Source organism: Paenibacillus sp. FSL R5-0912, from assembly GCF_000758605.1.
GTDB lineage: Bacteria > Bacillota > Bacilli > Paenibacillales > Paenibacillaceae > Paenibacillus_AQ.
Map to the genome: position 1 here is coordinate 4,181,266 of NZ_CP009282.1, position 22,830 is coordinate 4,204,095.

The 22,830-nt window shown below is 50.7% G+C and carries 20 protein-coding genes; 6 read left to right on the forward strand and 14 right to left on the reverse strand.

The genetic code is table 11. The annotated features are described in order from the left end of the window. Positions 1 to 32: 32 nt before the first annotated feature. The 3 genes from murI (at position 33) to R50912_RS17510 (ending at position 2,092) form a co-directional block, all read left to right on the forward strand. Positions 33 to 809 carry a glutamate racemase gene (murI, locus tag R50912_RS17500; RefSeq protein ID WP_042236701.1) on the forward strand — a complete coding sequence of 259 codons (777 nt, stop codon included), beginning with the start codon at positions 33 to 35 and terminating at the stop codon, positions 807 to 809. Positions 810 to 861: 52 nt separating this feature from the next. Further along, entirely contained in the window at positions 862 to 1,635 is a 774-nt protein-coding gene (locus R50912_RS17505; protein WP_197072937.1) for a GNAT family N-acetyltransferase, read from the forward strand. A gap of 91 nt (positions 1,636 to 1,726) precedes the next feature. Further along, the gene (locus R50912_RS17510; protein ID WP_042236705.1) at positions 1,727 to 2,092 is read left to right on the forward strand and encodes a DUF4190 domain-containing protein; all 366 of its coding nucleotides are present in this window, start codon (positions 1,727 to 1,729) and stop codon (positions 2,090 to 2,092) included. Between the two features lie 61 nt (positions 2,093 to 2,153). On the opposite strand, the gene R50912_RS17515 is transcribed toward R50912_RS17510, so the two are convergent. The 5 genes from R50912_RS17515 to R50912_RS17535 form a co-directional block, all read right to left on the reverse strand. Further along, positions 2,154 to 3,365, reverse strand: a complete 1,212-nt coding sequence (locus R50912_RS17515; RefSeq protein WP_042236707.1) for a response regulator — start codon at positions 3,363 to 3,365, stop codon at positions 2,154 to 2,156. Beyond that, the gene (locus R50912_RS17520) at positions 3,362 to 5,140 is read right to left on the reverse strand and encodes a cache domain-containing sensor histidine kinase (RefSeq protein ID WP_042236709.1); all 1,779 of its coding nucleotides are present in this window, start codon (positions 5,138 to 5,140) and stop codon (positions 3,362 to 3,364) included. Before R50912_RS17520 ends, R50912_RS17515 begins: the two co-directional genes overlap by 4 nt. A gap of 93 nt (positions 5,141 to 5,233) precedes the next feature. Next, on the reverse strand, positions 5,234 to 6,058 hold the full coding sequence (locus tag R50912_RS17525; protein ID WP_042236710.1) for a carbohydrate ABC transporter permease: 825 nt from the start codon (positions 6,056 to 6,058) through the stop codon (positions 5,234 to 5,236). Positions 6,059 to 6,076: 18 nt separating this feature from the next. Next, on the reverse strand, positions 6,077 to 6,967 hold the full coding sequence (locus tag R50912_RS17530; RefSeq protein ID WP_039301056.1) for a carbohydrate ABC transporter permease: 891 nt from the start codon (positions 6,965 to 6,967) through the stop codon (positions 6,077 to 6,079). 171 nt (positions 6,968 to 7,138) lie between these two features. Next, entirely contained in the window at positions 7,139 to 8,512 is a 1,374-nt protein-coding gene (locus tag R50912_RS17535) for an extracellular solute-binding protein (RefSeq protein ID WP_042236712.1), read from the reverse strand. Between the two features lie 566 nt (positions 8,513 to 9,078). On the opposite strand from R50912_RS17535, the gene R50912_RS17540 reads away from it, so the two are divergent. Further along, positions 9,079 to 9,915 carry a class I SAM-dependent methyltransferase gene (locus R50912_RS17540; RefSeq protein ID WP_042236714.1) on the forward strand — a complete coding sequence of 279 codons (837 nt, stop codon included), beginning with the start codon at positions 9,079 to 9,081 and terminating at the stop codon, positions 9,913 to 9,915. Positions 9,916 to 10,064: 149 nt separating this feature from the next. On the opposite strand, the gene R50912_RS17545 is transcribed toward R50912_RS17540, so the two are convergent. From R50912_RS17545 to R50912_RS17565, 5 genes are all read right to left on the reverse strand, one after another. Beyond that, a complete protein-coding gene (locus tag R50912_RS17545; RefSeq protein ID WP_042236716.1) occupies positions 10,065 to 12,266 on the reverse strand; it encodes a DEAD/DEAH box helicase in 2,202 nt (733 codons plus the stop codon). After that, entirely contained in the window at positions 12,263 to 13,582 is a 1,320-nt protein-coding gene (locus R50912_RS17550; protein ID WP_042242623.1) for an ATP-binding protein, read from the reverse strand. Before R50912_RS17550 ends, R50912_RS17545 begins: the two co-directional genes overlap by 4 nt. Positions 13,583 to 13,590: 8 nt before the next feature. Then, a complete protein-coding gene (locus R50912_RS17555) occupies positions 13,591 to 15,240 on the reverse strand; it encodes a TerB N-terminal domain-containing protein (RefSeq protein WP_052416456.1) in 1,650 nt (549 codons plus the stop codon). Between the two features lie 676 nt (positions 15,241 to 15,916). Beyond that, positions 15,917 to 17,128 (reverse strand): MFS transporter, encoded by a 1,212-nt coding sequence (locus R50912_RS17560; protein ID WP_042242629.1) that lies wholly within the window; start codon positions 17,126 to 17,128, stop codon positions 15,917 to 15,919. An 82-nt stretch (positions 17,129 to 17,210) separates the two neighbouring features. After that, the gene (locus R50912_RS17565) at positions 17,211 to 17,975 is read right to left on the reverse strand and encodes a DUF1836 domain-containing protein (protein WP_042236718.1); all 765 of its coding nucleotides are present in this window, start codon (positions 17,973 to 17,975) and stop codon (positions 17,211 to 17,213) included. A gap of 115 nt (positions 17,976 to 18,090) precedes the next feature. Between R50912_RS17565 and R50912_RS17570 the strand changes: the two genes are divergently transcribed. After that, complete coding sequence (locus R50912_RS17570) at positions 18,091 to 19,413, forward strand: hemolysin family protein (RefSeq protein ID WP_042236719.1); 1,323 nt, start codon at positions 18,091 to 18,093, stop codon at positions 19,411 to 19,413. Between the two features lie 110 nt (positions 19,414 to 19,523). Here the strand turns inward: R50912_RS17570 and R50912_RS17575 are convergent, their stop codons facing one another. The 3 genes from R50912_RS17575 to R50912_RS17585 are packed head-to-tail and all read right to left on the reverse strand — an operon-like array spanning position 19,524 to position 20,911. Beyond that, positions 19,524 to 20,042 (reverse strand): GNAT family N-acetyltransferase, encoded by a 519-nt coding sequence (locus tag R50912_RS17575; protein WP_081956555.1) that lies wholly within the window; start codon positions 20,040 to 20,042, stop codon positions 19,524 to 19,526. 16 nt (positions 20,043 to 20,058) lie between these two features. Continuing rightward, positions 20,059 to 20,493, reverse strand: coding sequence for a GNAT family N-acetyltransferase (locus R50912_RS17580; RefSeq protein ID WP_042236722.1), 435 nt, complete (start codon positions 20,491 to 20,493; stop codon positions 20,059 to 20,061). A gap of 58 nt (positions 20,494 to 20,551) precedes the next feature. Further along, positions 20,552 to 20,911 (reverse strand): VOC family protein, encoded by a 360-nt coding sequence (locus R50912_RS17585; RefSeq protein WP_042137700.1) that lies wholly within the window; start codon positions 20,909 to 20,911, stop codon positions 20,552 to 20,554. 150 nt (positions 20,912 to 21,061) lie between these two features. On the opposite strand from R50912_RS17585, the gene R50912_RS17590 reads away from it, so the two are divergent. Beyond that, positions 21,062 to 22,408 carry a TrkH family potassium uptake protein gene (locus R50912_RS17590; RefSeq protein WP_042236724.1) on the forward strand — a complete coding sequence of 449 codons (1,347 nt, stop codon included), beginning with the start codon at positions 21,062 to 21,064 and terminating at the stop codon, positions 22,406 to 22,408. 132 nt (positions 22,409 to 22,540) lie between these two features. On the opposite strand, the gene R50912_RS17595 is transcribed toward R50912_RS17590, so the two are convergent. Continuing rightward, positions 22,541 to 22,822, reverse strand: a complete 282-nt coding sequence (locus R50912_RS17595; RefSeq protein WP_039298880.1) for a hypothetical protein — start codon at positions 22,820 to 22,822, stop codon at positions 22,541 to 22,543. Between the last annotated feature and the right edge of the window lie 8 nt (positions 22,823 to 22,830).

The window sequence follows — 22,830 nt, forward strand, 5'->3', positions numbered from 1 at the left end:
ATCATTCTAATAATCACGGGAAGAGTGGAAATATGCGAATAGGATTTTTTGACTCCGGAATAGGCGGGTTAACGGTGCTTCATCAGGCACTGAAATTTCTGCCGCAAGAAGATTACCTCTTTTACGCAGACACTGCACATGTTCCTTATGGAGAGAAAACAAAAGAAGAAGTTAGAAAGTACATTCTAAATGCTGTAGATTTCATTGCTAAACACAATATAAAAGCTTTGGTTATTGCTTGTAATACTGCCACCAGTATCGTGATTGAGGAGCTCCGAAGCCGGTATGACTTTCCTATCCTGGGCATCGAGCCGGCTGTGAAGCCAGCCATTGAACAATCAGAAGGAAAACAAAAAAAGGTTCTGGTGTTAGCCACAAGACTTACGCTGCAGGAGAAGAAGTATCATGATTTAGTTCACCGTATAGATCATGGGGAAATTGTAAACAGTTTACCTCTTCCCGGACTGGTGCAGTTCGCTGAAAGCTTTGAATTTGATGAAAAGAAAATCATCCCCTATTTACATCAAGAATTGTCCCGGTTCAATTTGCAGCAGTACGGCACAGTGGTACTCGGATGCACTCATTTTCCTTATTTCGAGAATAGTCTCAAGAAGGTTTTCCCTGAAGACGTCGATTTCATCTCAGGAAGTATTGGAACAGCCAGGCACCTGAAACGGATACTCGAACACAAAGGTCAGGTTAACCAAGGTACTGGTGATATCATTTTTTTCAAGTCTGGTGTGAAAGTTGAGAATACCTGCACATTAGGAAATTACCATCGACTGTTTAAACTTCTGGATGAACTGTGAATTTAATTATGTTCAGCTGCTGATGATTACCGGAGAAAAGGAAGTGTATGACTTGAGCCACTATGAAGCGATCATGGGGAGATTACGCCGTAGCCCCCTGAAGAATATAACGCTGCTCAAAATGATGACCGCCTATCACAATCAGATTGACAGTACGCTGATCGAACAGCGTGATCGCTGGGGGGTGTTATTGCTGATGCCTGCCGTGACCTTCCCCTACGATCACAGAACCTATCCGGAAGCCGACACCGTTGTGCTTATGGACTACAGCAGCCCGGAGGTCTTCCCCGCCCTGCTGAAGCTGCTGCCAAGGGACGCCAGGCTCATATTTAAACTGCAGGAGGATGCTTACCGCCAGGCGCTGGAACCATATTTCACGCTGCATAAAGTCCGCAGTCTCTATTCTTATTCTACGGCCGAAGGCCAAACCTTCATCGCAGACGGGGCATGCATCGTAAGTGAAGCAATAGATGAACGGCTACTGCCGTTATGGATGGCAAACGATTATTCACAAGGGGAAATTAGTCAATATTTTCAGGAGGGGGCTTTCTCTGTAGCATTGTTTGAGGGAGACGTGCCTCTCAGCACTTGTTTTGTATTCCGCAATGAGGAGTCTGTCTGGGAGATTGGAGCTGTACATACGGCTGTTGCCGCAAGAAAAAACGGATTGGCGCAGCGCGTAGTCCGTACAGCGTTATACCACACTCTGCAAAGAGGATATATTCCGAGGTATCAGGTACTTGAAGACAATCTCAGCTCCATCCGTCTGGCTGAATCGATTGGGCTTACCCCCGCAGTGAAGCTTGAGCACTGGATTAACTATTAACGGTTATCTCAGCATTCAAAATAATATATACTGTTAGAAACAGGTATCTGTCTTTGGAGCCTCTGCTCACAAACTATGAAGGAGTTAACCTATGAGTTATCAACCCCCACCCTTTGGAGATCAGGAATTTTATCAACAGTTTCCCCCGCCGCCCCGCCAAGAGCGGACGAACGGCAAAGCGATCGCAGCACTGGTGCTCGGCATTCTCTCCATCGTAGTTCCTTATATCGGACTTATCTTCGGGATTATTGCGATCGTTCTGGCTGCACTCGCCTTCAAGGAGATCCGTCTCCGCTTTGAGCAAGGGCGGGGGCTGGCGATTGCCGGGCTGGTCTGCGGGATTGTCGGCACCATCATTTATGCTGTACTAATCCTCTTGTTTGTTCTTGCACTCGTGCTTTTTGGTAATATTGACACCGACACGGTGAATTATTTCAATAATTTAAACAGCTTCTAAATGGTGAAAAATTAATAAAAGGAAGCAGACACCGGTTTCGATAACCAGTGCCAGCTTCCTTTTATTGTTGCGGCGGAGTACCCCTGCTCATGAGTATGTTGATGCTCTCCTGCTGACGGTATTCCGTTGGTGTAAGCTGAAATTTCTTACGGAACATTTGCGTGAAGTGGCGCATGTCCTGATAACCGACACGTTCAGCAATTTCAGCCAGCTTCAGCTTGGGATTGAGCAGCAGCAGCTTAGCCTGCTCCAGCCGCAGGGAGGTTACATATTCCTTATAGCCCTGCCCCGTCTTCTGCTTAAACAGCTGGCTGAAGTACGCCGGATTCAGGAACACCACCGAAGCCATTTTCTCCAGAGACAGATCCTCGTAGAAATGCTCCTTGATATAGTGCAGCGCAACATCTATGGCCTTCTCCCCGCTGCCTTTCAACGGCTCCAGTTCAAGCGCCTGGGAGGCCGAAGCCTCCCGCATCCGCTTCACAACCTGCGGCACGGTGTTGAAGTCGTAGCTGAGCCCGGAGTGGATGATCTGGAAAGGAATCTTCAGATAATGCGTCAAATGAGCCTTGACCTCTTCCTGGAAAAGCTCCACCCGGACATTCTCACCCGGCGTTATAAGGCCAAGCAGACTCTGCCGGTCATAGCTGACAACGAATCCCCGTCCATGCAGGTCGATCAGCTCAGACAGCACATTCTCGACGATGAAATGCTCCAGGCGGACGCTTTTGTCACCCGGGTCCAGCTGGACCATTACCAGATAGAAGTGGTTGTAATCTTCAATAAAAGGCTCAATATCCAGATTCCCGATATCCAGCCCCGAAGCCAGCCGCTGGAATACCCCCTCGCGGAGGAATCTCAGACTGGCCTTCAGCCGCTCGCCTTGCCGCGAAATATTATTATCCTGCTGGATTTCCGTCGTTAGGCTATCAATAAGCTCCGTCAGCTTTGTTTTGCCAATCGGCTTAAGCAGATAGTCTCTCGCACCCAGCCGGACTGCTTCCTGCGCATAGGAGAATTCGCTATGGGCAGAGATGACAATCCATTTCACATACGGATAGCGGCGCTTCGAGATCTTCATGAATTCGAGGCCGTTCATTCCCGGCATCAGAATATCAGTCAGCACAATGTGGATGCGCTGTTCTTCCATAATTTTAACCGCTTCTTCCGCCCGCGCGGCCACGAATACCTGATGCTCCGGGCTAATCTGCCCAATGGTGCGCTTGATGCCTTCACGGATGACCCGTTCATCATCGGCAATAAGAATATTCACGTAGTCTGATCTCCTTCCACTGAAATCGGCAGCACGATGGCAACCTGTGTCCCTTCTCCGGGGAAACTCTGAATCTGCAGACCGTAACACTCTCCGAACATGAACTGCAGCCGGCGGTGCAGATTTTGCAGGCCGATACCGCTTTTGCCGCTCTCCTTGGGGCCCGGACCCGGATTGTCCCCGTTCAGTGAGCCCTGGAGCGTTTCCAGTTGCTCCTCATTCATTCCGTTTCCGTTGTCTTCCACAATCAGTCTAAGAACGGAACCTTCTTCCCTGGTATATACCTTCAGAATACCCTGCCGGCCTAGTGATTCCAGACCGTGCTTGACGGCATTTTCAATTACTGGCTGGACCGTCATTTTGGGAACACGGATGTCCAGCCAGCGTTCATCGATCTCCGTAATAATCTGCAGCCGGCCTTCCAGCCGGATCGATATAATCTTCAGATAATGACCAATCTGCTCCAGCTCTTCGCGCAGGCTCACTTCCGCCCCATCCTCCCACTGGCTGCTGTAACGGAACATCGAGGACAGGGACAAGACCAGCTCACCCAGCTGCTCATTGCCTTCCTCATCCAGCATCCAGTAGATCATATCGAGGGTATTGTACAGGAAATGCGGATTGACCTGGGACTGCAGCGCATGCAGCTCAGCATTCTTCTCACTGACGGACGAGAGCTTCACGCGCTCAATCAGCTCCTCGATCCGCCGGACCATCCGGTTGAAGGAAGCCACTAGAATATTAATCTCCTGATAGGAGGAGACATTGACCATTCCGCGGAAGTTACCGACCTCTACCTGCCTCATCTCCCGGATCAGCTTCTTCAGCGGCGAGGAGATGGTCTGAGATACGATCGAGGCAATCAGCGTTGAGACAATAACCAGTGCCGAGATGACGATCAACAAATAACGCTTCATCTCAATCAGCTCTACATTCAAATCCTTGTCCGGGGTAATACTCATCACCCACCAGCCGGAGAAAGACAGCTTGGAGGCTACGACCAGCCGGTCGCTTTGCTGCTCAACCATCACATTCTGCGAAGTCGGCAGCATAGGCAGATTGGAGACGTCCGGCGTCGGATCTGTAGCAGAAGTGACAAAACGTCCATCCGGAGACATCAGATACACCTGGCTGTGCTCACCGAGCTTCAGGTTCTCAAGGGCATCCAGAACCGGCTGCGGATTCGTCTCATACAGCACAATCCCGATCGGCTTATGCTCATTCAGATCATAAATCTGCCGGCCGAAGGCGAACACCGGGCTGTCTTCCACCTGATCGATCAGGGAATGCTGGTACACCCCGAGCCAGACCATTTTACCTGACGAGGCCTGCAACTGGTGATACCAGTCTTCATCGGCGTAATCCGGATCGACCACGTTCATATAATTCCCGTAATTATAAATCTTCCCTCTGTCTGTAATCACATGAATGCCCACCAGGTCATCCCGTGAGTAAAAAATCGAGCCGATGATATTCGTCACGGTCTGCTCATTAATATAAGCCACCGCCGGCCCATCGGTTTTCTCATTAATCAGACGAATCATCTCGAAGTTATTGCTGAGCGATTTGGACAATGCATCATAGCCCTTGTAGAGGAGTGTGAACAACCCTGCGGTCTGGGCGACGTTTTTTTGCGACAAATCACTGATCTTCTCATGCAACTGGTCCGTAGTCCGGTTATAGTACAGCAAGCTGACAATAAGCAGAATACTGGACATGCAAAAAAGAAACAGCAAGAACAACCGATGATGGATGGAATGAAAGCCGCTTTTCATAGGACTCTCTCCTTTCAACACCCTGTCCTGCCGTTTCCTATTATAAATCTAACCTAATTTTATATGCAACGCGTGAATTAATAATTCTGCAGATCAGCCTTTGACAGCCCCTGCCACCATGCCTTTAGTAATCTGGTTGGACAGGAAGAAGTAGATCAGGATAACCGGCAGCGCGCCCATAACGAGGAATGCACCGATGTTGCCGTAGTTGACCGAATACTGGCTGACGAAGGTGTAGACCCCGAATGGCAGGGTTTTGAGCTTCTCGGACGAGATGAACGTTGCCGCCAGGATGTACTCGTTCCAGATGTTGATGAAGGTCAGGATACATACCGTCATTACCGGTGGCACTGACACCGGAAGAATAATGCTGCGGAAGATCCGGTACACACTCGCTCCGTCGATGAACGCCGACTCTTCAATCTCATGCGGGATAGCTCTCATAAATCCGCTTAGGATAAAGACGGCGATTGGCGTGGAGAATGCGACATAAGGCAGAATCAGCGACCAATGAGTATTTAGGATATGCATGTTTTTGAAAATAATCATCAGAGGCAGCAGGGTGGCCTGCATCGGAATCATCATCCCCATCAGGAAGATGGTCATCACGAGATTACCGTATTTCCAGCGGAACCGTGAGATTGCATAAGCAGCCATTGAGGCCAGCAGGATGACACAGATCATCGTAAACGCAGTAACAAATACGCTGTTGGACAAGTATTTCAAGTAGCTGCCCGAGGTATAAGCCTCGTAGTAGTTATGCCATTGAAATTTTTTCGGGAAGGAAAAGAAGCTGCCGTCCAAAATTTCTTCATTGGTCTTCAAGGAGTAAAGAAGCAGCCATAACAGCGGGTATAGCTGGGTGACCACAGGGATGGCAAAAAGAAGATACACGATTCCTTTTTTTAATTTACGCATGATTCGCGCACTCCTTTCCTAGTTGTATTTTTTCTCAAGTTTATTGAAGATGGTATTGATCACTCCGGTAAAGATGAGACAGACAACAACCAGGAACGTTGCGATCGCACTGCCGTATCCATACTTGAAGGACATGAAGGAACTGTTATACATATGGGTTGAGATGACATCCGTCGCATGCGCCGGACCGCCGCCTGTCATGACCATGACCAGATCGAAGGCCTGCAGGGAGCCGATAAACGCCAGGATAATCGATATTTTGAAGATCGGAACAATCAGCGGAAGGGTAATATAACGATCCGCTTTGAAACCGTCTGCTCCGTCAATTTTGGCCGCTTCATATAGCTCATCAGGAATATTCTGCACGCCGGTATACTGGATCAGCAGATGGTAGCCGAAGAACTGCCAGAGGGATACCAGATAAAGGGAATACATGGCGATGTTCGGCTCGGTGAGCCAGTTGTGAGTCCAGCTGTCAAGACCCAGTGACACCAGCACGCCGTTCAGCATGCCTCCCATGGAAGTAGGGTTGTAGATGGTCTTCCAGAGTTGTCCAATGATAACAACCGACAGGATAACCGGTGTGAAGTAGATCGACACCAGTGTGTTGGCTTTTTTGAGATAACGGTTAAGCAGGATAGCCATTCCTAAGCAAAGTGGAATTTCCAGCATGGAAGCTACTGCATACAGCAGGGTTCTTCGTACGGAAGGCCAGAACACAGGATCATTGAAGAACATATCTTTGAAATTGCCTAAACCAATAAACTCCGCAGTAGTAAGACCGTCCCACTTCAATAAGCCCGTATATAATGATACCAGTATGGGAACAAACACAAGGCACACGTACAAGAGCAGACATGGCAGTATGAAGACGGCTATTGTGCGTGCTGGCACCTTAAGTACTTTCATCTTTCCCGCCTCCTAAACAAGCAGATTCTTTGTCTATTTACGATATTCACGATATTCACGATATTTACATTGAAAATCTTCATGATAAACTCGATGCGAAGAAGCCTGGATCAGCTTGCTTCGCATCGAGAAGGACAGCTTTACGGTTGCCTATAGCGTATGGCTTATTGCCTATTTGTTGGCTTCAAATGCAGCCTGGTGCTCTTTCGCCACTGCAGCGGAATCCATTTTCTGTACGAACAGGTTCTGAATGCTGCTGAGGTGAACTTGAGCTGTTGCAGGGTTCATCGTGTTATCGAACGCCAGGTCGCCGCCTTTAACTTGGTTGAACAGGCCGGCAATGTTAACAGCCAGATCAGAGTAACCGGCAGCTTTGAGGTCGCCGTCTACCTTTTGACCGATACCTACAGCATTTTTCAGTTCAAACTGTTTCTTAGGATATTCGGAAGCGAAGTAGTTCAGGAAGTCTTTGGTTTCTTGCAGGTGTTCGCTGTTTGCAGATACGGCAAATGCGCTGCCTGGTGCAAGCATGAATTCGTTAGGATCGCCCTTGCCGTTCACTGTAGGGAATTGGAAAGCTCCAACTTTACCGGCTACAGGGGATGCGTCAATTGCGCCTGTTTCCCAAGATCCGATCGACCACATGGCTGCTTTACCTGTTTTGAAGATGTTACCGCCGGCATTGGCATCAATGGAGGTAGCTCCATCCGGGAATGCACCAGCTTGAACCAGTTGCTGGAATGCTTCTACAGCTTCTACGAATGCAGGATCTTCGAAGGTTTTCTTGCCGTCAAGCACATCCTGCAGGAATCCAGGGCCGCCGTTGGTGCGGAGCAGGATGTTCATGAACAGGAACGAGCCGGTCCAGGAATCTTTTTCACCGATAGCCAGTGGGGTAATTCCCTTATCTTTCAGGATTTTGACATCCTGGAGCAATTCTTCAAAGGTTGTCGGAGGAGCAGCAATTCCTGCCTGTGCGAACAGGTCTTTGTTGTAGTACACGACTTCGATGTTGTTTCCGTCAGGCAGCGCATACACATTGTTGTCGAAGCTGTAGTAGTCGAGCAGGCCTTCCTGATAAGTGTCCTTCAGGCCGTTCTGTTCGAGCATATCATTCAGCGGTGCGAATAATCCTGCATCTACGAAAGGCTTCATTTGTGCAGCCGGGTTAACGATGGTGATGTCCGGCACTTCTTTGGAAGCAGCCTGTGTCTTGAGCTTCACCTTCTGCTGGTCTGTGTTTAGCGTATCCAGTTCAATTGTTACATTCGGATGGTCTTTCTGATACTGCTCACTCAGCTCGTTGATCATTTTGTAAGCTGGTGTTGCAGGGTCAGGATAGATGTTCTGGAAGGTAATTGTTACTTTCTTATCGCTTGGTGCAGTTGTTGCTGCGGCATTTCCGCTATCTGTTGTGTTCGGTGCGGCGTTGTTCTTGGCGCCGTCGTTTGCGTTATTGTTCGAGTTGCCGCATGCTGCAAGGCTTAACGCCATAACTGCGGTGATAGCGATGGTAGCGGATTGCTTCATTTTTCTGTTGACCATTAATTGATGCCCCCTGTGTTCGTGATATGTTTATTATCAACCGGTGAAGCGTTTCCAACAAGGTAGGAACTACAGAATAAAGGTTTGTTTTTTCTAGGTATGCCCCACTTAAGCACCCTAATCGTCTAACCTTTTCTCTAACATCTGCTCATCGTCGGAATTGGCGAATGATCCGCGTATTCATTCCAAATTAAGTTCGAGCTTGTCGGCCTTGCTCATGGAGCCAGCGTCCATCATGAAATGCAATGGCTGGTGAAGGCCGGGTTCACACAGAGTCGATATCCCCGTCAAACATTTAAGATATTGACCGCCCTCGACATGCTAAGCGAATGATGAGGGCGGTTATTTCCCGTCCGAATACCCGGTCTCCATGTTTTCTTGAGTTCAGCAATGCTACATTATTAGTGCTTTTGGAATATTAAGGGTTATAATCGTGGCAAGTTTTAGTATAATGGGTTACAAGCGGGAGACAATTCATATTTTCTTAGGAGGTGGTTGTATGAGTGAAAGCGATATTAGTGATATTACCCCGATTATAAAATCAAAAATTAAAGGGAGATGCTTTTATGAGTTACAACCCCGAAATTCCAAGAAGCCGATATGATAACTATGGTGACCGTGAATGGACACGACTTGAAAAAGATGGGCATGGCGAACTTTTATATCAGGTGCATCTTGATATTTTGAAGCGTCACATTAAACTAACCAATAAGGTTTTAGAAATTGGTGCGGGTTCAGGAAGATATACAAAGGATATTGTTCAAATGTGTGCTGAATTGACTGTTACAGATATATCTAGTCATCAAATGGAGTTCAATAAGTCCAAAATGCTCGAGCTATCACTGATTGACAGAATAAAGGCATACCATGTACTAGATGTTCTGGATATGAGTGTTTTTGAAGATTCTTCTTTCGATTGCGTTGTCTGTATAGGTGGTGTAATCAATTATCTTTTGGACAAAGAGAAAGATGGAATACAAGAAATTCTAAGAGTATTAAAACCGGATGGTGTACTGATCGTTGGGTCCATGAGTTTCATTGGAGCTTCGCTTTATTATCTTGAAGGTATCAGGTATGAAAAAGACCAATTCGGGCTTGAAGCTACAAGATGGATTTTTGATACAGGTATTCAAGACGAAGAACATTATCCCGTTGAAAGCAAGCATTACATCCATATGATGAGGAGCACCGAAATGGATGCTTTATTTGCTCAGTTTCCTGTAAGAATTCAAGAGAGAAGCTCCGCTGGTTTATTTACGCAAGCAGGAGATTCTGCTTTAGAAAAGGCTCGCAACGACAAAGATTTTTGGAAGCTAATTGTCGAACAAGAACTTGCGTTTACCAAATTACCGGGCACTCTTGATTGTGGAATGAATCTCATCTATGTGGTGCAAAAGTTATAAATTTCGCCACTAATTGTTCAACAGAAGCAGCCGATCACGTTAGGATCGGCTGCTTCTTGTTGTATAAATGAGTTACCAATCAGCCCCCCCTTTGCTTTGGGCTACAAGAAAACCAGTTTACCTCCGCTATTTGATTATTACTATATCAATTATGCTGGCGGCTGCTTCCACTGTTTAATCACGCTAAGCAATCCCGGAACATCCAGCCCGTCGAGCGAAAAAGCTTTGCGCAGCAAATCATGCGGGATGAATTCATCGTATTTGCCGAGGTAAGGTGCCTCATCCGGTCCGAGCAGGGAAATAGCATCCGTAGCTGCGGCGGTTTCGGCAATAATCTCTTCCTCCAGCGTCTCTGCATCCGCCTTGCCGGCGACAACCATATAATAAGGTTCCATCGGTACGACGGACCGCAGACCAAGCGGTCCCTTCAGATTGTTCTTCAGCAGGCGCTCCAGCGTACGGAACTGCCGGCTGCCCGCCCATGGGAGGATGAACATGGAGTCGCCTCCGGCAGGCAGGACAGAACGCGTCAGCAATCCGCTCTCTTTGGCCAGCCTTCGGGCCCGCTCCAATCTGGCGGCCGCGCTTGGCGCAAGATACGGATACAAGGCTGTCGATCCCAGCACTTCGCGGATCTTCGTCATAATCCGGGTGTGGACATCTCCTCCGGCTCCAAGCCATAAGGTGTCTACCTTGCCCCGCGATCCTTTGACATAGACCGCCTTGTGGCGGTTATCTACCTCTTCCACCTTCCACAGCTTGCCGGCCAGGGTGAAGCAGTAGCCCGGAGGTGGCACTGTAGTAATTGAACCGATTTCCTCGGTGCCATTATAGACGACATGCTCTTCATCGTCTTTGAATACCGCATAGAAACGGAAGTTGTTGACGATCTTCTCCCCCGCCATGCCGATCAGCAGACTCCCCTCATCCATCTTCTCAATGTGGCCCATGCCCTGCATGTATTCCATGAAGGCGTCATAATCAGCGGGATCAATACTGCGGAAGGACGGGAGGCTCAGCACCGCCTCTTTCAGATCCTCCGGCTCCGCCTCCCCCATGCTCTTCAGGATGCTCATCGTCTGATGATAGAGCAGCCCGACCGGCAGCTGGCGCACGACCAGCGGCTCGACCCATTTCTCGCGCACGTACAGCTCGATAACGGCAATGGCCCGCAGCAGCGTCCACGGCATCCGCGCAGGCAGCTGCGCTTCCTCGTCCTCCTCCTCGGGCGTGACGAAGATCATCTCGGAGGCGGCGTCCCCGCGCCTGCCCGAGCGGCCCAGCCGCTGCACGAAGCTCGCGCAGCTGTAAGGCGCGCCGAGCTGCAGCACCCGCTCCAGCTCGCCCAGGTCAATCCCCAGCTCCAGCGTCAGCGTCGCTGCAGCCACAGCCGGCCCCGCACCCTGGCGGAGCGCGGCCTCCGTCTCCTCGCGCAGCATCGCGGAGATGCTTCCATGATGCACATGGAAGACATCCCGCTCGCCGCGCTTAGCGGCAATGCGCCGCATCTCCAGAATCGCCTCCTCGGCGTCCGTGCGGCTGTTCGTGAAGATCAAGGCCTTCTTCACATGCGTATGGTCGTAGATGAAGCCGTAATAAGCCTGTCGCGCCCGCTCCAGGTGTTCGGCTTCTTCCTCATTCCGCGCATCCGGGAAAGAAAAGTGCTCGACGCTCAGGCGCAGCCTGCGCCCGCCCTGCGGTGCACTGACCTCCACGCTCTCCCGCGTGCCCGCCGCCAGCCACTCCGTGACGGAGGCGTAGTCGCTCAGCGTTGCGGACAGACCCACCCGCCGCGGATGACAGCCAGCCATCCGCGAGATCCGGGCCAGCTGGCTCAACACCTGAATGCCGCGGTCTGCCCCCATGAAGGCATGCACTTCATCGATTACGATGAAGCGCAGATCATGGAATAGCGCCGGGATGGCATTCGGACGGTTCATCAGCAGACCCTCCAGCGATTCCGGTGTAATCTGCAGCACCCCGGAAGGGTTCTGCATCAGCTTCGTCTTATCCGCCTGCGGCACATCGCCATGCCAGTGCCAGACCGGAATATTCCCTTCGCGCAGCAGATCATTTAACCGTGTGAACTGATCGTTGATCAGCGCCTTCAGCGGAGCGATATACAGAATACCTACCGATGCGGACGGACACTCATACAGCTCCGTAAGCGCGGGGAAAAAAGCCGCCTCTGTCTTGCCCGAAGCGGTCCCGGAAGCGATAAGCAGATGATGCGGTGTGTCAAACAGCACCCGGCACGCATCTACCTGGGCCTCACGCAGCGTATCCCAGCGGTTCTTGTAGATGAATTCTTTAATGAACGGAGCGAGCCGGTAGAACGGGTTATCACTCATAGGTCAAACTCCGCCAGGAATCCGTCGAGTTCATTCTGCCCGGTCTCGGCAGGCCGCGGAGTCCGCTCCCCGACCAGCTTCTCGAACGACATTTCCGGATGCTGGTTCAGCGTATGCAGCAGATCCATGAAGTCTCGCACGACCTCACGCGCGGTAAGCAGCTCATCTGCACCCAGCCGGTTCACAGCCTCTTCCATGAAATGCACCAGCTGCTCCTGCGTCAGTCTGGCTTCATACCCGTAGTGCAGCGCGTGAATGTCCCGCAGCTTCTGCAGCAGAATCAGAATCTCCTCATGGGAGAGCATGTCCAGGGCAATGATCGGACCGGTGAAGTTGTTCAGTCCGGCACCCGCATACCGCCCGGCTACCAGCCTGGAACGGAGTGCCTCATAGCTGAATAAGCCGCGCCGGTGGTCTTCTACGAACTGCGGTGTGCCGCCAACGAAGATCCCAAGCCGTTCTGCCTTGCCCTGCATCGTATCGTTGAACATAGTCAGCAGCTTCTCATAATTGCTCTGGCGGGAAATGCTGTTGGTTATCTTGTAGAGGTTGACTCCCTCATCTATAAACAGCAGTAACCCCTTATAGCCGATGGCCCCGGTGAATTCCGCCCATAGCTTCATATAATCATACCAGTTGTCGTCATCGATAATCACGCCCACGCCCAGCGCCTTGCGCGCTTCTGTGCGGGTTGCGAACTCGCCGCGGAGCCAGCGCAGCGAATCCTGCTTCAGTGCGTCATCGGCCAGCTTATGCCCGTTCCAGTAAGAGGCCAGCACCTTCGCGAAGTCGAAGCCATGCACAAGCCCGCGCATCTCGGAGGCAACCGCATAGATCCGCCGCTCCACTTCTTCACCAAGCTCCAGCGCATCCGGCCCGTATCCCTTCTCCTGCATGACGGACTGCTGCAGAGACATAATCCACTTCTGCAGCATAATCTCCAGTGCCCCGCCATCGGGGCGCGTCCGGGTCGACAGATGGCTCATCAGCTCGCGGTAGGTGGCAAGCCCCTGCCCCTTCGTACCCACGAGACGCCGCTCCGGCGACAAGTCCGCATCCGCGACCACGAAGTCCCGGTCCATCGCGTAATTGCGGATAATCTGCAGCAGGAAGCTTTTGCCGCTGCCGAATTTGCCCGTAATCAGCTTGAAGGCGGCTCCGCCCTCGGCTATATTATCCATATCGCGGAGGATGGCTTCAACCTCCGGCAGGCGGCCGACGGCAATATATTCAAGACCGATACGCGGCACAACTCCCGCTGTCAGTGAGTTGACGAGCGCGGTGGTCATCCGCTTTGGTATTTTGAGTGGGTTCATTCCTGATTTCACCTCTTTATATAGTGCAGCATGGATATACATTCTTCGGTCAGCTCTTCACCGTCGATGACGAGATCCCCTAGACTATCCATAGCAAGTTCATTAATCTCATCGAACAGCAGCTCTGCCATGGTTCCGCCGCCCGCTGCCAGCCGTTTCACCTTCGCCAGGCCTTCATCCTCCGCCAGCGCAAGCAACGTTTCCCGCTGCAGCAGACTCAGTTCAGAAGCGAAGGACGTCCAGCTGTCCGCTTCGCCATCAATATTTGGCAGCGGAGAATCTGCTTGTCCTTGCACAGCAGGTTCTTCAACAATAATGTCCAGCTTCTCTTCGTCACTTACTCTAACCGCTGTCTCTCCTTCACCCGCTGTCTCCTCTGACCTGGAACCAGCCGCAACTGCGACACTTCCCGGTTCAGCTTCGTCCAATGTCTCAATGCCCCAATCCGTTCCATCATCCTTCTCCAGCGCTTCCTCCACCGTGAGCAGCGAACGCACCACCTCGGAGTCATTCTTCAGCTGTTCCAGCTTCCGCTGATCAATCACAACTGCCGGACCCTTCTCCTCCTGCTCCGCCTTGCGGAATTCACGCTGCAGGAACTTGGTCACCAAGTCCTCCATGTCAGCATCAACTTTGACATCCTTGAGCCGTCCGCGATAACCCATAAGCGCCCGCAGCTTGTTCTCGGTCAGCCGGAATAAGCGTGTAATCAGGCTGCGCAGCGGAGGCGATTTGCTGATTCGTACGACAGGTACAAGAACAGAGTAGCCATAGAGTGAGATATCATATACTGCGCTGCGGAACAAATACCGCTCACGGACAACAGGAGGACCGGGCGGGAACATCGTGATCAGATTCGAGCCGTGTTTCCGCGCGACATACGTATCAATTAGAGCCACTACTTGGGGGATGTACTTTTCTGCAGCAGCTTTTCCTTCACCAGTATAGAATTTCGATTTGCTGATATCATAATCCGACATCACACTCAGTACCTCGATGCTAAGCTGCTCCGGGGCAGCAGACAGGCAGCGGACAAGCTCAAGCTCGGCCAAGTCACCGGCAAGCCCGCGTGTACGGATGACAATCTCCGAGAGCGCAATATCCAGCTTATGAACGAATGAGAAATCCGCAATCCATCCGCCAAGGTATTGATCCAGACGTTTATACTTGTCACGGTAGGCTTCCCAGAGCAAGCCGAGCTGACGGCAGCCATCCCTAGGCTCATCCCAGCCCACGCCGTTAATCAGCTCATATATATGCAGAAAAATATAGGAGAGGTCGGTCTTCGGGTATCTCCCTTGCCGGACCTCATCCCGCCAGAAGAAATACCAATGGCTCTGCGCACCTGTCATATGGCCGTAAGTCGGCCAATAACTCTTGAACGGGACAAATAAAGCCGCAGGCTCCTTATGATCCGCAAGCTCCCGGGCCCGCTGGACAAACTGGCTCTCCGTAGTGGTTACCGGCTCCTGCGTCTCTTCCATATCCCATAACTGGAGCTGTACTGTATTATATTGAGACGTTTTTTTCTTGCCCGGACCTTCCGGAGGCTTCGGTATAACCGCTTCTGCAGAGCTGCGCGGCGGAACTTCCATATTCTGCTCCGTGCTCTCCCAGACCAGCTCCGTGAAATGCAGGCCCTGCCTGTCTTTAGCCATACTTACCCGCTCCATTTGTGTGCCATAATAATTTTTACCAGTATACCATATGACTTATGACGGTGATGCAGCGCACTCCGTCAAATGGCAAGCCGGACTGAAAAACCGCTATTTGAACAAATTAAGCAAATTTGACGATGAAGCGGACTCAGAATCCCTTAAATGAACGGCCACCCCCCATTTAAGGATCGAATGAACAATATAAGCGCTTCTCAGTCCGCTTGGGCAGTTTTACGTGGTTTTTTGATGAAATAAGCGCTTCTCAGTCCGCATGCGAGGTAAAGATTTATAACTCCCTGAATTTCCCAAGCATTAGTCAGAAACTGCTTCTCTGCGTTCTAAGGGATGGTAACCGCCGTTTCGGCAGGCGTAAACATATCCATGCTGGCGTATATTTCAAAAAAGACCTTGAGAGACTGGCTGCTCAAGATCCTAGATTAGAGTGTCTGTCACCGCACTGCCGGACAATGAGAACGTTCGTTTGTGTCTTCCTTAAGAATATACTATATTCACCCTATGGGCTGCAATAGCGGAGGCTTCCCTCCATCCGCATAGCGGGTGGTTTTTTGTATCGCGCGTTTCACGAACTTAACTGGCTATAACCATAACAAAGGCCAGCCGGAAGCTCCGGCTGGCCTGATTGGAGTATAACTCCTGATGATTTTTCAAGTTAAACTTAGAGTAGCTCTGTACCCTTCGTTTCCTTCCCCAGGAACAGCACGGCCATTGCACCAATGATAATCGTCACGAAGAACAGCATGAAGATCGTGCTGATCGCGACCGAATTCCCCACCATCACCCCGACCAGTGTAGGTGCAATAATACCCCCGATCCGTCCGAAAGAGGTTGCAAGTCCTGCACCTGTTGAACGGATGGTAGTCGGATATAGCTCCGGTGTATATGCATACATCCCGCCCCATGCCCCCAGGTTGAAGAAGGAGAGGCAGATCCCGGCTGCCATCAGCATGCCTTCGGTTGTGGAATTCCCGAACCAGGCCGCGCTGACCGCTGTCAGCAGCAGATAGATCACGAGCACGAACTTCCGGCCGAATTTCTCGATGAAATAAGCGGCGGTGAAATATCCCGGAAGCTGGGCGAGCGTCATGATCAGCACATACTCGAAGCTTTTGACCAGACTGAAGCCCTTAAGCACCATAACTGTCGGCAGCCACAAGAACATGCCATAGTAGGAGAATACAACCGTAAACCACAGAATCCACAGCATAATCGTTGAACGGCGGTATTCCGCTGACCAGACTGCCTTAATCCGGTTCCGCAGAGATACCGGAGCCTTCTTGATCTCGGCGAATTTCGGCGAGTCATCAATCGCCTTACGCAGGTAGAGCGCATAGAGCGCCGGGACTGCACCAATCGCGAAGGCAATCCGCCAGCCGTAATCCGGAATCACGAAATAAGCGATCAGCGCTGAAAGAATCCAGCCCACCGCCCAGAAGCTCTCCAGCAGCACGACGGCCCGTCCTCTTTCTTTGACCGGCATGCTCTCCGACACCAGTGTGGAAGCAACCGGCAGCTCACCGCCCAGCCCGAAGCCGGCAATGAAGCGCAGCACACACAGCATTACGTACCCTGCGGCGAATGCCGACAGGCCGCTTGCTATGGAGAAGATCAGCAGCGTCCACAGCAATACGGATTTGCGGCCGAACCGGTCCGCAAGAATCCCGGCCGCAGCCGCTCCCACCGCCATACCCACCGAGTTAATACTGGTTAAATATCCGATCTTCTCCGGTCCCAGCGCCCACTCCTTGGCCAGCGCAGCCACCACAAAAGAAATCATCCCCACATCCATCGCGTCGAACATCCAGCTGAGTCCTGCACTGAAGAGCAGTTTTCTTTGCTTCGGATTCTGCAGCATCGACATTTGGTTCATCATAACAAGCACCCTCTTCCCTGATTCCCGCTAAGTCTCGGAGTGAGACTAGTGTCACTTACACATTCTAGAATCGGACGGTTCAAAAATCAAGGAATAACACCGCATTGAAATATTGCCGGGCCATCGCCTGAAAATAACAGGTCTGAACCGATATGGCAGCGATCAGGAGCATATTCTGTACGGCATCCCGCTGTGATCTGGTCAGATGGCTGAGCCGCTTCATCATTCCGTCCATCGCCGATTTGAGCGCACTGTCGGATTTCAGCAAATACTCTTTGGGGTTACCAGGCTGAGCTTGTCCCTGCACCATCGGGGAACGGGTCTTGATCTCTTCGAACAGCTCTGCATACCCGTGATACAACTGTGCCGGTTCAACCAGATCATCATCATCGCGCTCAGGTGCGAGGAACAGCATCCGGAAGAGCTGGCGGATACTCTCGAAATCGAGCGCAGCCTTGAGATCATCAATTATAAATAGAAGCGCAGCCTGATTAATGGAATACTTCTTCCCTTCACGCGGCGCCCCGAGATATTCCTTGAAGTCACGCTTTACCCAGTTCTGCATAGCCGTGACGGATAATGTGGAATACTCAATCAGACTGCCGAGCGAGGCGATTTCACCAAGGGATAACCCTTTGATGCCGCTGCCTTTGATCAATTTCTGCAGGATCGGGGGAATATCCGTAGAGAGAAAAGCCGGCAGCGACGTCCCCTCCCGCACCTCTTCACGGTGGAACTTGGTCCAGGCTTCCTGCAGAATATGGAGCGGCTTCCGCTCCGAGTTTTGGCTTAGAGACAGTAATAGTCCGGACATCTCTATCCGGCTAAGTGTAAATGCTTCCATAGATGGCAACCCTCCACCATTTGATATTTCACCCAAAAGTTCGTACAATAGGTTCATGTGAACTCATAATATGAGTATAACCTATTTTAGGGACGAAAGGGATGGTAAAGATTATATGGGTATAGGACTTAGTTTGACGCTCGTGGCAATTTTGATTATTTTAACCGCATTTTTTGTAGCAACGGAGTTTGCAGTAGTGAGATTAAGAGGAAGCCAGGTCAGCCAGATGGTACTCGACGGGAAGAAGAATGCGCTAGCGGTACAGCGGGTATCTGCTAACCTCGATGGATATCTGTCTGCTTGTCAGCTTGGAATCACCATTACTGCACTCGGGATCGGGGCGTTGGCAGAGCCTGCATTTGAGCAGCTGCTGATACCATTGTTCGACCTGACGAACCTGAGCCACAGCGTTAGTGAGCCTATTGCTTTTGCACTGGCCTTCATTATCGCCACATTCCTGCATGTCGTTGTCGGTGAACTTGCACCGAAGACGGCCGCTATAAACATTCCGGAGAAAATCGGTCAGATTACCGCACCGCTGATTATTTGGTTCTACAGAGTATTGTACCCTTTGATTTGGATCATGAACGGTTCCGCCAACCTGCTCGTCCGTATGTTCGGAATGAAGCCGGCCAGTGAACATGGCGATGCCCACAGTGAAGACGAGATCCGCCTGATCTTGTCCGAGAGCTATGAGAGCGGCAAAATTAACAAAGCGGAATACGGTTATGTGAACCGGATCTTCACCTTTGATGAAATGCTGGCCAAAGAAATCATGGTTCCCCGGACAGATATGGTATGTCTGTTCACCGACCACTCGCTGCTGGAGAATATCGCTATTATCCGCAAGGAGCAGTATACGCGTTTCCCTGTAGCAGACGGAAGCAAAGACAATATCATCGGTATGATTAATACCAAGCAGCTGTACCTGCAATATGACAACAACCCTGATTTTGATTTCAAAAGCCTGATTCTGCCGATTCTTACCGTATCGGAAGTAACGCCGGTGAAGACGCTGCTGACCCGTATGCAGAAGGAGCGCGTGCATATCGCCCTTCTGCTGGATGAATACGGCGGAACCTCCGGCCTCATTACGATTGAAGACATCCTGGAAGAGATTGTCGGTGAGATCCGCGACGAATTCGACGGGGACGAACGCAGAAATGTAGAGAAGCTGAGCGAGACCCATTATCTGTTTGACGGCAATGTGTCTCTGCTGGAGATCAAAGATCTTACAGGTCTTGATTTCCACGACGACGAAGTGACTACGATCGGCGGATGGCTGTACAGTCACCTGGAAGAGCCGGTTGTCGGCAAAAGCCATGTGTATGAGCATGTCACTCTGACTGTGCGTGAGATGAACCGCCACCGTATCCGTAAGGTTGAGATCAAGATTGATCTTCCGGTCACCGAAGATGCCGCAGTACACAGCGACTAAAGCGGATAGATACGCTGCAGTAATACAGAAAGGCGCTTCCCAGGGGAAGCGCCTTTCTTGCATACTTTGGTGAGTACTAACGTAATCACGCCTATAATTAATACCATTAACTATATAGAGGCGGGGTTAAATATTTTACTCATATAATATTCGTCTACCCATTCCCCATCCACCAGCAGCGACTTTTTCTTCACGCCTTCAATCTCAAAACCATACCTCGTATACAGCGCAACAGCCCGCTCATTATGCTTCATTACCGTAAGCTCCAGACGCACAATGTCGCTCCGGTTCGCCCACAAGTCCATCTCATGGAACAATCCGCTGCCGACTCCCATGCCCTGATATTGCTTCAGGATGCCGATGACTATATAGGCACTGTGTTTATTGCGGCTGACGCTTCCTCCCCTGACTGACAGGTATCCCGCCAGCTCACCGTCAGCTTCGGCTCCGATCAGGATAGAGGTTTGAGCATTCCCGAAGCTTGCGATCATTTCTTCCACCTGCGGAATTCCGGTCTGCCTCTCTCCGGGTGCAAGCAGCATATACGAAGTTTCCTGATCCAGCCGGTGCTGCAGACTTAAGAGTGCGGCGGCGTCTTCAGGAATCAGTTCCCTCAGTATGATATCCATTACATTCCTCCTGCATTTAGACCGGTATGTATTTTTTGAAAAGCTTGCTTCCCTCTCCGTCGTACCCCAGGCGCTCGTAGAAGCGGTGGGCATCCGTGCGGCAGCTCTTGCTGGACAGCATTACCTTAAGGGCGCCTCTGGCCGCTGCTGCCTCTTCTGCGAATTGCATCAGTGAGGCTCCAATTCCCTTGCCGCGCAGCTGCGGGTCAGTTACAACACGCTCTATGACTCCGAACGGACGGTCACCGCTAAGCGCATCCATGCACAAGTGCAGATGTAACGTACCCGCTACCTCCCCCTCTTCTTCGTATACGATCAGCAGGCTGTCCGGATTATTGGCAATTTGGCTGATTCTTTGCGGCGATACTTGGATATCCGTGTGCTCCGGCAACAGAATCCGGTACAGCTTCTCTAAGCCGTAGGCATCCTCCGGTGTGGCTTCTCTTATCATTCGCAATACTCCCTGTATTATAATTAACAACATTAATCAATATAGTTAATGCAATTAATTAGTTGGTTGAACGGCAAATCATCAGCACATTCCCGTCCGGATCTTTGAAATTAAACCAGTGATCATGTTCAATATCTGTGAGAATTTCAGCTCCGGTAGCTTTGACATAATCATAGGCAGCATCAATGTCGTCGGTAAGCAGATGGAAGGAAGGCACCTTCAGCACAGCCTCGGCTGTAAAAATTCTGCTGTCGAGCACGATTCCCGGACCCTGCATCGGCACGTCATACAGATGCCCGAACAAAATTTCACCGTCTAGCGGCAGTCCAAGCAAGCTGCAATACCAGTTTTTGGACCTTTCGATATCACTAACCGGGATGAAGACAGCGCCAACCTGATTCCGTATGGGACTTGTCACAGCAAGTAGAGCCTCCTCTAAAAGTACAGTAGTAGGTGGAGCCTTTAATCATTTCGATAAAATATGTCAATTTCCTGCCTCTTTGGTGACGGGAATATAAGTTATGCTATAATCTTGTCAGATCCTATCCAGATGTCAGGAGAATGAGACTTGGCTAACCTATCCTTTGGGTATCTCAGGCTGACGCCGCCCAAAATACTATCACTGGGCTTTGTAATACTAATCGCGGCCGGCACCCTGCTTCTGTGTCTCCCTGCTGCTTCTACCGGCGGAAGAATCTCTTTCATTGATGCACTGTTCATGGCTACCTCAGCGACCTGTGTAACCGGGCTTGCTGTCATTGACACAGGAACGCAGCTGACGGCTTTTGGACAGATTGTACTGCTCGTGCTATTCCAGTTCGGCGGTCTCGGGTTCGTTACGATGGCGACGCTGATCACGCTGGTGCTGAACAAGCGGATCTCACTGAAGGAGCGCCTGCTGCTGCAGGAATCCATGAATCAGAATTCCATGCAGGGAATTGTGAAGCTGATCCGCCGGGTGCTAATCTACTCGCTGGTGATTCAGCTGACCGGGGCCATTCTTCTTGCCGCAAGATTTATGATGGACATGCCTTTTGGCAAAGCAGCGTATTACGGAGTATTCCATAGTATATCCATCTTCAACAATGCCGGATTTGATCTGTTCGGGGATGTTCACGGGCCCTTCAGCGGTTTAACCCGCTATGTTGAAGATCCGATTGTGAATATTACCTCCATGCTGCTGATCTTCCTCGGCGGTATCGGCTTTATTGTATTATCTGATGTAATCGACTTTCCGAAACGTAAGCGGCTGACTCTTCATTCCAAGGTAGTCCTTGCCACTTCTGCTGCTCTCATTGTGATTGGCGCGGCTATTTTCTTCTGGCTGGAGCTGAATTCCACGCTGAAGCCGCTGCATGCCGGAGGCAAGATAATGGCTTCCTTCCTGCAGGCGATTACGCCACGCTCTGGTGGGGTGACAACGATCGAGATCCCGCTGCTGCGTGAATCCACGCAATTCCTGATGATTCTGCTGATGTTTATCGGAGCAGCTCCCGGCTCCACCGGCGGCGGGATTAAGATTACCACCTTTGCGATTCTGGCCAGCACAGCCTATGCCAAGCTTCGGGGCAAAGAGGATATCGTAATGTTCCGCCACCGGATCTCGAAGGAGAATGTCTACAGGGCGATTACCATGACCCTGCTGTCACTGATGCTGGTGGTTATCTCGACCATGCTGCTGTCCGTGACGGAAAGTGCGGATTTTCTGACCGTGCTGTTCGAGGCAGTCTCCGCTTTCGGTACTTCCGGTATAACAATGGGACTGACTACAGAGCTGACAACAATCGGTAAGGTGCTGGTGATCATTCTGATGTTTGTCGGCCGGACAGGACCGCTTACACTTGCTTATGCACTCAAACCGAAGAATAGTAAGGAACTCTACCGGTACCCTGAAGGCAATATTACCATCGGCTAAACTCTGCGTTACCTTTGAAATGTGAAATGCGACCCTGTGCGGCAAGATTATTCTGCCGGAACGGAGTCGCATTTTTTAATAACAGCTTGTACATAGAAAGTCTATTGTATGACAAGGCTATCCGGAAAGGGTCTAGGCTTCCTCTTCCGGAATCTCCTGAGTGTCGAGTGCCGCGTCCAGCAGCTGATTGTATACATCGTCATCATTCTCCAGCAGGGCATCCACCTCAAGGAACTGCTCTTCACTTCCCGGTTCACCGGCGAAGCTCAGGCTGTAATCCCATTCGGTTCCCCGTGAACTGAAGAAAGTGATCTCATAAGGGGAGCTGTGATTCTCCAGTGTAAACACCGTTCTCCCGACAAAACTTCTATCCTCTACGCGTTTCATTTCTGCTTTGGTGATTTCTAGGTTCATACTCTTTC